The organism is Sulfitobacter sp. PM12, from assembly GCF_045586035.1.
GTDB classification, from domain to species: domain Bacteria; phylum Pseudomonadota; class Alphaproteobacteria; order Rhodobacterales; family Rhodobacteraceae; genus Sulfitobacter; species Sulfitobacter pontiacus.
On sequence record NZ_CP151532.1, the window covers coordinates 69034 to 81841 of the forward strand.

Consider the following 12808-nt stretch of genomic DNA (forward strand, 5'->3'; position numbering starts at 1 on the left):
AAGCCCTTTAAAATTCTAAATTTTTGGGTCGGTGCGGTGAAGATCAAAACGACAAGGTCGGGCGCGTCCCCATTAAGACTCGAAAAATAATACTTGTAAATATTTGTAAGTCGTGTGATCACTTTTGCAATAATTTGTCTTTGGGAGGAAACAAATATGAAACTGAATAAAATCATCACCCGTGGTGCCTTTGCGATTGCCGCGGCATCGACGCTGGCTGTCATGCCCGTGACGGCGCAGGCAAAGGACTGGCGCGGCTGGAATATCCACGTCGAGGATTACCCTGTATCGCACGGTATGGAAGCCTTCATGGAAGAGGTCACCGAAAAGACCGGGGGCGAGATCAAGGGCAAGGTGTTCCACGCTGGCGTTCTGGGCTCGCAGCCCGATGCGATTGAACAGCTGCGTCTCGGGATTATGGATTTTGGCGTCTTCAGCCTTGGGCCGATGGGTCAGGCCGTGCCTGCGACCAATGTCGTGTCCTTGCCTTTTGTCTTCAAAAGCGTGCCCCAAATGTATGAGCTGATGGACGGCGAACCGGGGGCCGCACTGGGGGAAGCGCTAGAGGAAAAGGGGATTGTCCCCCTTGGTTACTATGACGCCGGCGCGCGGTCTTTCTATAATTCGGTCAAGCCGATCAATACGCCCGAAGACGTGCAAGGCATGAAAGTGCGCGTGATGAACAACGACCTGTTCGTCGGCATGATCGAATCCATGGGCGGCAACGCCACCCCGATGGCCTTTGCGGAAGTCTACCAGTCGATCAAGACCGGCGTTGTGGACGGGGCAGAGAACAACCCGCCGTCTTATGAATCCACCAGCCACTTCGAGGTCGCGAAATACTATTCGTTGACCCAGCACCTGATCATTCCCGAATGCCTGTGCATGAGCAAGAAGACCTTTGACGGTCTGACACCAGAACAGCAGGAAATCGTGAAAACCGCCGGTAAAAACTCCACCGATCTGCAGCGCAAGCTCTGGGGCGAACGCGAGGCGGCGTCGATGAAGATCATCATGGACGGTGGCGTCGAAGTGAACGAGATCGCCGACAAATCGGCGTTCCAGGAAGCGATGGTGCCCGTCTACGAAAAGTATCTGGCGGCCAATCCAGAGATGACGGATCTCGTCAATCTGTTCCGCAACGCTGACTGATCAGCGCGGCTGGACAATCGTGCGCCCTGTTGCAACGGGGCGCACCCCTTCTCTCACAAAGGAATAGGGCCGTGGAACACGCACCCCTCTGGATGAAGCATACCGAGCGTGCGCTCGACGGGCTGAGTTTTCTTTGCATGCTCGCGGCCTCTATCGCCATCGTCGTGCTGATCGCGACCTTTGGCTGGCTGGTGTTCGGGCGCTATGTCTTGAACGTCACACCGACATGGGTCGAACAGCTGGCACTTCTGCTGATCTGCTATGTGACCTATCTGGGCGCGGCGGTCGGGATCCATGAGAACACACATCTCGGGGTGACGCTATTCCGCGACATGATGGGCTGGCGGGTCAGTCATTTCCTGAAGCTCGTCATTGATATCGTCCTTGCCGGTTTTGGCCTGATCATGCTGGTCGCAAGTATTGAACTGGTGAAATTCGGGTGGAGCACAATGCTCCCCATGCTGAACATCCCCGAGAGCTTCCGGTCCTTGTCGGCTGCGATGTGCGGCGGGCTTGTCTTTCTATTTGCCGGACTGCGCGCGGTGTTTCGGATCGCCTGTTTTCTGCGCGGTATCCCCTATCATGAAAAAGGTCTGTTTTAATCATGGGTCTGACAATCCTTCTTGGCATTTTCGGTGTCTCCGTCGTGATCGGTATCCCCGTCGCCTTTGCAATGGGTATCGCAGCCCTGACCGCGTTCTGGTACGAGGGTTTTCCGCTGCTGATCACTTTTCAACGGTCGGTTTCCGGCATCTCTGTCTTCTCGCTGCTGGCGATCCCGTTCTTTGTTTTCGCAGGCGAGCTGATGCTGCACGGCGGTATCGCCATGCGTCTGGTCAAGTTCGCCTCGGCCCTTGTGGGTCACGTGCGCGGCGGTCTGGCATCGGTGAACATTTTTTCCAGCATGTTGTTCGGCGGGATTTCGGGATCGGCTGTGGCTGATATCTCGGCGCTCGGGTCTATTCTGATCCCTGTCATGAAGGAACGTGGCTATCATTCCGATTACGCGGTGAACGTGACCGTTACATCATCGATTGCAGGCATCGTTATTCCGCCCAGCCACAATATGATTATCTTTGCGGTGGCCGCTGGCGGGGGGATCTCGATCTCGAAGCTGTTCCTCGCGGGGGTGGTGCCCGGTATGCTGATGTGTCTGTGCCTTGCGGTGGCGGCCTATGTCATTGCGATCAAACGCAACTATCCGGCGGAGCCCTTCCCCGGCTGGCGTGCGGTCGGCGTTGCATCGCTGCATGCGCTGCCGGGTCTGGTGACGGCTGTGATTATCGTGGGCGGGGTGCTGTCGGGTATTTTCACCGTGACTGAATCCGGTGCCTTCGGCGCGATCTATGCGCTGCTGCTGACCTATTTCGTCTATCGCAGCCTTGACTGGAACGGGTTCAAGACCGCCGTCGTCTCTGCCGTGCGCACAACCGCGATGGTCATGGTGCTAATCGGTTTCGCCAGTTCATTCGCCTATCTTCTGGCGCTGTATCAGGTGCCCGAAAAGCTGAGCAGCTTCATGCTTGGCATCTCGGAAGAAAAGATCGCCGTTCTGCTGATGATCAACATCATGCTGCTGGTGCTGGGGATGATCATGGATATGGCCGCGCTGATCCTGATCTGCACCCCGATCTTCCTGCCCATTGTACGCGATCTTGGCATGGACCCCACCCAGTTCGGGATCATGCTGCTGGTCAACCTCGGGCTTGGTCTGTGCACGCCCCCCGTTGGCACCTGCCTGTTCGTGGGCTGTGCCGTTGGCAGGGTCAAGATCGAGGAAACGCTCAGGACCATATGGCCCTTCTACCTGGCCATTCTGATGGCGCTCTTGCTGGTCACATATGTCCCCGCGGTGTCGCTGTTCCTGCCCTCATTGCTTGAATGAGCCGACCTTTTCCACGCCTTTCAAAACGCCCGAAATACCATAGTAGAAAGTTTTCACCATGACTGAACCGACGCCAGAACTCCTTGAAAAGCTCATGCATGTCAGCACGGCAACGCTGACCACCGCATTGTTCAAGCGCGGCTTTCGTAACGTCTTTATTCAGGGGCCGTACCGTATGAACCCCGGGCCGAATATGGTCGGGCCGGCCTACACCCTGCGCTATATTCCCGCGCGCGAGGATCTGGACGGGCTAGAGTCTTTCGCGGACCGTGCCAACCCGCAGCGCAAGGGCGTAGAGGAATGCCCCCCCGGGTCCGTCTTCATGATCGACTCGCGGCGCGATTCAACGGCGGCGTCGGCGGGGTGTATTCTGGCCACCCGGTTGATGAAGCGCGGCTGCAAGGGGATCGTCACCGACGGGGGGTTCCGCGACACGCCCGAGATTTCGGCGCTCGAGATGCCCGCTTATCACACGCGCCCCAGTGCGCCGACAAACCTGACCAAACACCACGCCGTCGCGATCAATGATCCTATCGCATGTGGCGGTGTTTCCGTCTTTCCGGGTGACATTATCGTCGGCGACAATGAAGGCGTCGTTTGCATCCCCAAGCATCTGGTGGCAGAAATAGCGTCAGAAACCGAAGAGATGACCGTTTTCGAAGACTTCGTTCTGGAAATGGTGCAAAATGGTGCTTCGATTTTTGGGCTTTACCCACCGACAGATCCGGCAACGAAGGACGAATTCAAAGCATGGCGGGAACAAAACAACCGGTAGCAGGCGCAGATGCGAGCCGTTCCGCCATGGGCAAGCCCGCCAAGGAACGCACGCTCGCGGATCACGCCTACGAGAAAATCCTCGCGATGATCTCCAGCGGGGAGACTGCGGTCGGGGATAAGCTGCCGACGGAACACGCCATGAGCGAGATGCTGGAGGTGTCCCGGCCGGTGCTGCGTCAGGCGCTTAAGCAGTTGCGCGAAGACGGCGTGGTCGTGTCGCGGCAGGGGTCTGGGTCATTCGTGCAGCGCCGCCCCGATACGGCGGTGCTGACCTTTGCGCCCGTGGGGTCCATCGCTGATATCCAGCGCACCTTCGAATTCCGCGCCGCGATCGAGGGGGAGGCGGCGTTCCTCGCCGCCGTGCGCCATACAGACGGGGATCTGGCCAAGCTGCGCGCGCATTTCAAGGAGCTGGACCGCTGCATTCGCGAAGGGGAGTTGGGCGTCGAGGCGGACGAGGCCTTTCATCAGGCGATCTGCGAGGCGTCCGGCAACCAGTATTTCGCAACGGCGCGCACCTCAATGAAGTCGAACATCCTGACCGGCCTCAACCTGACGCGGAACCTGTCGCTCAGCAAACCACGCGAGCGGATGGAGCTTGTCCAGCAAGAACACCGCCGCATCCTCGCCGCGATCATCGCACGGGATCAGGCCGAAGCCCGCGCCGCCATGCGCGCCCATGTCGAGAATGCAAAGAACCGTGTGTTCGAAGGTTAACCGCTTACTCTAGCGGTAGCCCGTGGGCCGCCATGAAATCATCCCGCCGCGGCGCAAAACTGTCGAGCAGTTTCCCCGCCTGCAAGCACAGGCAGGAGTGTTCGACGTTCGACGGGATGATCAACGCATCGCCGGGGTTCAGGATCTGCGTGTCGCCCCCAACGGTGAATTCGAACTGGCCAGAGGACACGAAGGTCGTCTGCACATGGGGATGCGAATGGGGCACGCCGACGCCGTCCTTTTCGAACATGAACTCTACCATCATCAGCGCTTTGTCCTGACACAAGATGCGCCGCTGCGCGCCGGGGCCAGAGGTCATCCAGCCCTGTGATGCGTCTGCTGTGGTGTCCATTGGTATGCCTCCCTCAGGCGTTTATCAGATGTAATTATTTGTAACTATTTTTGGATGTTGTCAACAGATTTGGGTGAGAGGCTCGCCGAAGGCGGTAGTGATTTTTATCGGGTTTGTGCTTGATATAACGCATATTCTACTGTTTTTTCGGGCTTTTCCGCTGGGGCCAAAAACCTTCTCGACTTACCGATCTCTATATTTGTAATAATTTGTATTGTCGCGCCCTGAGGTTTGCCCTAAGCAAGGGGACGGATAATGCAGTTGTTGGGCGTGCATCGCCGCCCTTGAACCCCATTGTGCATCGAAGGGAGACGCGGAGAGCACTGCTCGGTCAGGTTCCTCCGCAGAATTTTATATTCAGGAGACGATCATGGACCTCAAAGGGAAAACCGCAATTGTAACCGGCGGTGGCCGCGATATCGGCCGCGCCTGCGTGCTTGAGCTCGCGGCGCGGGGCGCGAATGTGGCGATCAACTATATGGCAAGCTCTGAAGGGGCCGACAGCGCTGTCGCTGAAATCAAGGCGGCGGGCGGCAATGCCTTCGCGCTGCAGGGCGATATGACCAAAGAGGCCGATGTTGCCGCCTTGGTAGAAAAGACCGTCAAGGAATTCGGACAGGTCGATACGCTGGTCCACGTCACGGGCGGGCTGGTCGCGCGGGTCACCATGTCGGAGATGACGCTGGATCACTGGCAGTCGGTCATGGACGTGAACCTGACATCCTTTGTGCTGATGGTGCGTGAATGTCTGCCCCATATGACCGAAGGATCGTCGATTGTCGGGCTCGCGTCGCAGGCCGGTCGCGATGGCGGCGGGCCCGGTGCCTCGGCTTACGGCGCATCCAAGGGGGCGCTGATGACCCTGACGCGGGGTCTGGCGAAAGAGTTGGGTCCGAAAATCCGCGTGAATTCGCTTTGCCCGGGGATGATCGATACCGATTTCCACAACATCTTTACCAAACCCGAAGTGCGCACCCATGTGGCCAATGTCTCGCCCGTGAAACGCGAGGGAACTTCGGAAGATGTGGCCAAGCTGGCGGTGTTCCTTGCGTCGGATGATGCGGCGTTCATCACAGGTGCCAACGTCGATATCAACGGCGGCATGCTGTTTTCCTGACAACGACACGACCGGCGGCTGCGGATGCACGCGGCCGCCGGATTTTTGACAGAAGCTAAAGGAAACGCAGCATGGAACTGATGGGCAAACACCTGATCGCAGGCGAATGGACCGGCGCGGCAGAGCAATTTTCATCCGACCCCGCCGAAGGGGAGCCACGGATTTTCGCCGCCGGCACCGTTGATCTGGTAGACCGCGCCGCGCAGGCTGCCGAGGATGCGTTTGACGCCTACAGCGCCACCACAGCGCAGGATCGCGCGGCCTTCCTGAATGCGATCGCGGATGAGGTTGACGCCCGTATCGACACATTGGCCCTGATCGGTGCCCAGGAAACCGGCCTGCCAGACGCACGTTTGCGCGGTGAAACAGGGCGCACATCAGGTCAGCTGCGCATGTTCGCGACGCATATCCTTGAAGGCAAGTTTCTGGACGCGCGCCATGATGCGGCCCTGCCGGATCGCACGCCTTTGCCGCGATCTGATTTGCGGATGTTCCAGCGCCCGATTGGCCCGGTTGCGGTCTTTGGGGCGTCGAACTTCCCGCTCGCTTTTTCGACGGCAGGCGGGGATACGGCGTCGGCCTTGGCGGCGGGCTGTCCGGTGGTTGTCAGGGGGCACCACGCGCACCCCGGCACGGCAGAGGTCGTGGCCGCAGCGATTGCCGCCGCCATTACAGCTTGCGACATGCCCGCGGGAGTATTCTCGTTGATCCAGGGGGGCGGGCTAGAGGTCGGGCAGGCGCTGGTGCAGCATCCGTTGATCAAGGCCGTGGGCTTTACCGGATCACTGCGCGGCGGAAGGGCGCTGTTTGATCTATGTGCACAACGGCCCGAACCCATTCCGTTTTTTGGCGAGCTGGGGTCGATCAATCCGGTCTTTGTATTGCCCGCCGCAGCCTCCGCCCGTGGCGCAGAGATCGGCGCGGGGTGGGCCGCGTCGTTGACAATGGGGGCAGGGCAGTTCTGCACGAACCCGGGCGTGGTTGTGGTCACCGACGGCCCCGGTGCCGATACCTTCCGCGATGCCGCGGTCGCCGCCTTGCACGAAAGCCCTGCCCAAACAACGCTGACGGCGGGGATCGCCGATGCCTATTTCGACGGGCGTGATCGTATCGCGCGCGCGGGGTGTACGCGCGCGCTCGTCTCTTCGGATCGGGGCGAGGCGCGTCGTGTCACCCCCGCTGTCTTCGAGGTCTCTGGCACCGATTGGCTGAACAGCGACGCGCTGGCGCATGAGGTCTTCGGGCCGCTTGGCATTATTGTGCGCGTGGCCGATGCGGATGAGATGGCCGCGGTTGCCAAAGGGCTGGACGGGCAGCTGACCTGCACGTTGCAAATGGACGCAGGCGATACCGCTGCCGCCAAGGCCTTGATGCCAGTGTTAGAGCGCAAGGCGGGGCGGATATTGGCCAACGGCTTTCCCACGGGCGTGGAGGTCAGCGGGGCGATGGTCCACGGCGGGCCCTATCCCGCGTCGACCAACTTTGGCGCGACCTCGGTCGGGACGCTGGCGATCCGCCGTTTCCTGCGCCCCGTCTGCTACCAAGACCTTCCGGCAGAGCTGCTGCCGGTCGTTTGACCCTATGCGGGGCAGCGGTGCTTGGGGGGTAAGCCGCTGATAAACTTTAAATATACAAATAATTACAAATAAACTTGACGCGTTACAAATACTAACGACATATTTCACGTCAGGGAGAATCTGGTCAGGCACGTATCTGGTCAGGCAACAATCAGGGAGGACTACCATGTCATTTTTTACCAAGACAGCACAGCTTGTTTCGGGTGCCGCCGTTGCTGCGACGCTCTTTACAGCCACCGCGCAGGCCGAGACGGTTCTGCGGGGGGCCAGCATGTTCGACGAGGAACATGCCTTTACCAAAACCCTGCGTAAATTCGAGGAATTGGTCGGCGAGAAATACGACGGCGATGTAACGTTTGACTTACGTCTGAACGGCGAGCTTGGCGTCGAAAGCGATTACGTCACCTTCCTGAACCAGGGTGTGGCGATTGACTATACGATCCTTGCGCCGTCCAACATGGCCAAGTTCGCCCCGTCCATCCCGCTGATGGACATGCCGTTCCTGTTCCGCGATCTGGACCACTGGAATGCGGTCCTGTCCAGCGATGTGCTTGCACCGCTGGAGGACGAGCTGCTGGAGAAAGCCGATATCAAGATCGTGGGCTACACTGGCGGGGGCACGCGCAATCTGCTGTCCAAACAACCTGTTGTGACCTTTGATGATCTGAAGGGTCACAAGATGCGGGTCATGGGCGCACCGATCCAGGCGCAGATCTTCCAGGCGTTGACGGCGGCCCCGTCGGCGATTGCCTATAACGAGGTTTACAACGCCATCCAGACCGGCGTCATCGCAGGGTTCGAGAACGAGGCCGCGAGCATCCAGAACCTCAAGTTCTACGAGGTGGCCCCGAACCTGACGCTGACGCGCCATTCGATCACCGTGCGCCCCATCGTGATGAGCGGCAAGACCTTTAACAGCCTGCCCGCAGACCTGCAGGCCGCCGTGCTTGAAGCGGGCGAAGAGGCAGGGGCCTATGGCCGCGAGCTGGAATCGCGCGAGGACGGCGTAAAGCTGCAAGAGATGGTCGATGCGGGTCAGCTGACCGTGTCCGAATTCGAAAACCGCGACAAGATGCTGGAAATGGTCAAGCCGGTGCAGGATGCCTATGCCGCCGAGATCGGTGCATCGGAGCTGCTTGAAGCGGTCCGCGCCAAGTAATCCCTGCGGATGCCCCCCTTGGGTTCTTGTGACCCGAGGGGGATTTTATTTTCACTCAAGTTGATCGGTAAGCACATGATCCTGCGTGGTCTGGAACTGCTCGCATCCTTGCTCCGCTTCGTTGTGGGGGTGCTGATGTTTTCACTGGCGATCCCCGTCGGCCTGCAGGTCATCGCGCGCTACACCGGGGTGATCCCCGTCTATTTATGGACCGAAGAACTGGCCACGTTCATCTTTGTATGGGTGGTCATGCTCGGGTCTGCCCTGGCGGTGTGGGAGGGGACGCATTTCGACGTTCAGGTCATCCCCGGCGCCAAGCATCCGCTGCTGGCGTTCTTGCAGCAAGCGCTGGTGCTTGGGCTGGTCGCGGGGTTTGCGCTGTTGTTCGCATGGTACGGCATTGATTACGCCAAGTTCGGGGGCAACCAGACGTCGGTCATGATGCGGGCAAATCTGATGTTCACGCATATCTCTGTCCCGATCGCCGGTGTGCTTTGGGCGGTCTTTGCCCTTTACCGTTTGTATCAAGCATTTGCGGTCTACCGCACAGAGGGGCGGGCCGTATCATGATCGTTTCAACGGGCCTTGCCTGTCTTATTCTTGTGGGCGGTTTCATCCTGCTGGTGGCGTTGCGGGTGCCGGTCGCCTTTGCCTTGGGGATCGCGACAATTCCGATTGTGATGCTGGATATCCGGCTGACGCCCTTCATCGTCATCGACCGGATGTTCCAGTCGTATAACTCGTTCATCCTGCTTGCCGTGCCGTTCTTTCTGTTGGCGGCGAATCTGATGAATTCGGGGTTGATCACGCAAAAGCTGATTGATTTTGCCCGCGTGCTGACCGGCTGGATGCCCGGAGGGTTGGGGCATGTGAATGTCGCCGTGTCGATGCTGTTTGCCGGCATCTCGGGGTCGTCCACGGCGGATGCGGCGGGCTGCGGCAAGATCCTGATCCCCGCGATGGTCAAAGAAGGCTATGACACCCGTTTTGCCATCGCGATTACGGCCTGTTCGTCCGTGATGGGGGTGATCATTCCGCCCAGTATCCTCATGGTGGTCTGGGGCGGGGTCATGCAGATTTCGGTCGGCGCGCTGTTTCTGGCGGGGGCCATTCCCGGCTTGCTGATCGGTTTTGCCCTGATGGCGACGGTCTATGGCTATGCCAAAAAGTACGACTACCCCGTCACCCTGCGGCCCACATTCGCGCAGTTCTGGTCGGCGTTCAAAGGCGCGGCGCTGGCGATGCTGACCCCGGTTCTGGTGATCGGCGGCATTGTCGGGGGCATTGTTACCCCGACTGAAAGCGCGATCATCGCGGCGGGCTATGCGTTGATCCTTGGGGTTTTCGTCTATCGTACCGTATCGGTGCGGGATCTTGGCGGCATCTTTTATGACACGGGCCGTTTTGCGTCGATCTCGCTTTTTGCGATCGGGACGGCTTCGGCTTTTGGCTGGATGCTGGCGTTCTACAACGTGCCGCGTTTGATCGTAGACGTGCTGACCGCGCACGAGCTTGGCGTCATCGGCACGTCGTTGATCATCGCGGCGCTGTTCCTGTTTTTCGGTCTGTTCATCGATGCCATCCCGACCATTATCATTCTGGGAACGGTGCTTTTGCCCGTGGCACGAGCGGCGGGGATTGATCCGGTGGCCTTTGCGATCATCGGGATCATCTCGCTGGCCTTTGGTCTGGTGACGCCGCCCTATGGCTTGTGTCTGCTGATCTCTGCGTCGATCGGGGGGATGAATGTGGTCAAGGTGCTGCGGGATGTCTGCATCATTCTGGCCCCGATGCTGGTGATCTTGTTGCTGGTCATTCTCTTTCCGCAGATCGCCCTGTGGCTGCCGCGCACGCTCATGCCGATGTCATTCCAATGACCCGTCGGCGCAGACATCTGATCGAATAGGATATCTCATGAAAGAAACATGGCGCTGGTTTGGCCCCACTGATCCGGTCACGCTTACCCATATCAAGCAGGCCGGCGCGTCGGGCATTGTGACCGCTTTGCACGACTACGCCCCCGGCGAGGTCTGGCCGCTAAGGGATATCACGGCCCTTCAGGCGCGGATCAAGGAGGCCGGCCTGAGCTGGGATGTGTGCGAGTCGATCTGGATGCCGGATGCGATCAAGCTGAAGGGTGCCGGTGCCACGGCAGAGATCGCGGCATGGATCGAGACGATGCGCAATCTGGCGCGCGCGGGCGTCAAGACGATCTGCTACAACTTCATGCCGCTGCTGGACTGGACCCGCACCGATCTGCGCTTCGAGATTGACGGGCAGGGGCAGGCCTTGCGTTTTGACATGGTGGATTTCGTGATGTTCGACGTGCATATTCTTGCGCGCCCGAACGCCCAGGCCGACCACGCCCCCGATCTGCTGGCCGCGGCGCAGATGCGGTGGGGGCATATGACAAAGCCCGAGATCGCCGCGTTAGAGGCGAATATCATCGCAGGGCTTCCCGGGAGCGCGAAAGGGTTTACGCGGGCGGATCTGCTGGCGGGCATCGAAAGTTTCGCATCCCTGTCGCACCGCGACCTTCAGGCCAATCTGGCCGCGTTCCTAAACGTCGTCGTGCCAGAGGCAGAGGCCTTGGGAGTCCGGCTTGCCATCCATCCCGATGATCCGCCGTTCCCGCTTTTCGGTTTGCCGCGCTGCGTTTCGACCGCGCAGGATCTGGCGTTTATTCTTGATGCGGTGCCGAGCGTTGCGAACGGGCTGACGTTGTGCACCGGATCACTTGGGGCCCGTGCAGATAATGATCTGCCCGACATGGCCCGCCGCTTTGGCGCGCATATCCACTTTGCCCATTTGCGCAATGTGCAGCGCGAGGGGGATGGCAGCTTTCATGAAGCCGCAGCGCTTGGGGGGAGCACCGATATGATTGCGGTCCTCGCGGCCCTGCGCGCGGCAGAACAGGGGCAGCCCGCCCGCGCTATCCCCATGCGGCCGGATCACGGTCACCTGCTGGGGTTCGAACAGCAGCAGAAAACAAATCCGGGCTATTCCTATCTGGGGCGGCTCAAAGGATTGGCGGAGCTACGAGGCGCCTTGGCCGCGCTGGACCATTCAGACATCGGATCAAAACACGCAAGGCAGGTGCAATGACCTCAATTCTTGGCATCGGCGAATGTATGATCGAACTGTCGTCGGCGGGCGATGACCTGTGGCGGCAACGATTTTCCGGCGATGTGTTCAACGCCTTGTGGTACGCGCGGGCGCATTCCGCCGATGATGCGGATGTCGCCTTTCACACCGCTGTTGGCACGGATCCTATGTCGGACCAGATGCTGGCTTTTATCCGGTCGGGCGGAATCCGCTGTGCGCAGACGCCGCGCATCGCCGATAGGCGCCCCGGTCTATATACGATCCAGCTGAACGGGGCCGAGCGCAGCTTTACCTATTGGCGCGATACATCGGCGGCGCAGATGATGGTGCGTCACCCCGGCCCGCTTTGGCGCGATGTGGCAGGGGCGGATGTGGTCTATTTCTCGGGCATCACACTGGCGATCCTGCCGCCAGACGACCTTGAAACACTACTGGCCGGTTTGCTGCAGCATAAAAAGCAAGGCGGGCTTTTGGCCTTTGATCCGAATATCCGGCCTCACCTCTGGGCGGATAAAGACCGGATGCTTGATGTCATATCGCGGGCCGCGGGGCTGAGCGATCTTGTACTGCCAAGTTTCGATGATGAAACAACGGCCTTTGGTGACCGGACCCCGCAGGACAGCGCGAAACGTTATGCCGATCTGGGGGCCGGGCATGTTGTGGTCAAGAACGGGCCTGCGGATACGATCCACCTGCAGGACGGCCAGTTGACGGCTTTCCCCGTGGTGCCGGTCAGCGACATTATCGATACGACAGCCGCCGGAGATTCCTTTAACGGCGCCTATATTGCGTGCCTTCTGCGCGGCTTGCCGACCGAGGACGCTATATCGGCCGCGCAGAGATGTGCGGGGCAGGTGATCAGGCATAAGGGTGCCATTATCTCGCGCAACGATCTGGGCCTGGTCTGACAGAGCGCGCGCACCCGCCGATAGATTGCCCCCTAAAATGCCCGCCAAGCCCGTGCCGC

Annotated in this window: 13 protein-coding genes; 12 read left to right on the forward strand and 1 reads right to left on the reverse strand. The window is 59.6% G+C overall.

The features are described from left to right. Positions 1-156: 156 nt before the first annotated feature. The 5 genes from AADW22_RS16580 to AADW22_RS16600 all read left to right on the forward strand — a co-directional run bounded on the left by AADW22_RS16580 (position 157) and on the right by AADW22_RS16600 (position 4531). The gene (locus AADW22_RS16580) at positions 157-1152 is read left to right on the forward strand and encodes a TRAP transporter substrate-binding protein (RefSeq protein ID WP_005848957.1); all 996 of its coding nucleotides are present in this window, start codon (positions 157-159) and stop codon (positions 1150-1152) included. A 71-nt stretch (positions 1153-1223) separates the two neighbouring features. Further along, on the forward strand, positions 1224-1754 hold the full coding sequence (locus AADW22_RS16585; protein ID WP_278375703.1) for a TRAP transporter small permease: 531 nt from the start codon (positions 1224-1226) through the stop codon (positions 1752-1754). Between the two features lie 2 nt (positions 1755-1756). Further along, entirely contained in the window at positions 1757-3037 is a 1281-nt protein-coding gene (locus AADW22_RS16590) for a TRAP transporter large permease (protein ID WP_005848953.1), read from the forward strand. 58 nt (positions 3038-3095) lie between these two features. After that, entirely contained in the window at positions 3096-3812 is a 717-nt protein-coding gene (locus AADW22_RS16595; RefSeq protein WP_005848951.1) for a ribonuclease activity regulator RraA, read from the forward strand. Next, positions 3788-4531 carry a FadR/GntR family transcriptional regulator gene (locus AADW22_RS16600; protein ID WP_407474718.1) on the forward strand — a complete coding sequence of 248 codons (744 nt, stop codon included), beginning with the start codon at positions 3788-3790 and terminating at the stop codon, positions 4529-4531. The genes AADW22_RS16595 and AADW22_RS16600 overlap by 25 nt, the downstream gene beginning before the upstream one ends. A gap of 4 nt (positions 4532-4535) precedes the next feature. On the opposite strand, the gene AADW22_RS16605 is transcribed toward AADW22_RS16600, so the two are convergent. Continuing rightward, entirely contained in the window at positions 4536-4883 is a 348-nt protein-coding gene (locus AADW22_RS16605) for a cupin domain-containing protein (RefSeq protein ID WP_005848947.1), read from the reverse strand. A gap of 370 nt (positions 4884-5253) precedes the next feature. Between AADW22_RS16605 and AADW22_RS16610 the strand changes: the two genes are divergently transcribed. From AADW22_RS16610 to AADW22_RS16640, 7 genes are all read left to right on the forward strand, one after another. Further along, a complete protein-coding gene (locus AADW22_RS16610) occupies positions 5254-6000 on the forward strand; it encodes an SDR family NAD(P)-dependent oxidoreductase (protein ID WP_005848946.1) in 747 nt (248 codons plus the stop codon). Between the two features lie 71 nt (positions 6001-6071). Further along, complete coding sequence (locus AADW22_RS16615; RefSeq protein ID WP_407474719.1) at positions 6072-7577, forward strand: aldehyde dehydrogenase (NADP(+)); 1506 nt, start codon at positions 6072-6074, stop codon at positions 7575-7577. Between the two features lie 166 nt (positions 7578-7743). Further along, a complete protein-coding gene (locus tag AADW22_RS16620; RefSeq protein WP_407474720.1) occupies positions 7744-8736 on the forward strand; it encodes a TRAP transporter substrate-binding protein in 993 nt (330 codons plus the stop codon). A 75-nt stretch (positions 8737-8811) separates the two neighbouring features. After that, the gene (locus AADW22_RS16625; RefSeq protein WP_005848940.1) at positions 8812-9306 is read left to right on the forward strand and encodes a TRAP transporter small permease; all 495 of its coding nucleotides are present in this window, start codon (positions 8812-8814) and stop codon (positions 9304-9306) included. Further along, a complete protein-coding gene (locus AADW22_RS16630) occupies positions 9303-10613 on the forward strand; it encodes a TRAP transporter large permease (RefSeq protein ID WP_009824395.1) in 1311 nt (436 codons plus the stop codon). The genes AADW22_RS16625 and AADW22_RS16630 overlap by 4 nt, the downstream gene beginning before the upstream one ends. 37 nt (positions 10614-10650) lie before the next feature. Next, positions 10651-11841 carry a mannonate dehydratase gene (gene uxuA / locus AADW22_RS16635; protein ID WP_407474721.1) on the forward strand — a complete coding sequence of 397 codons (1191 nt, stop codon included), beginning with the start codon at positions 10651-10653 and terminating at the stop codon, positions 11839-11841. Further along, entirely contained in the window at positions 11838-12749 is a 912-nt protein-coding gene (locus AADW22_RS16640; protein ID WP_407474722.1) for a sugar kinase, read from the forward strand. The genes uxuA and AADW22_RS16640 overlap by 4 nt, the downstream gene beginning before the upstream one ends. Positions 12750-12808 lie beyond the last annotated feature (59 nt).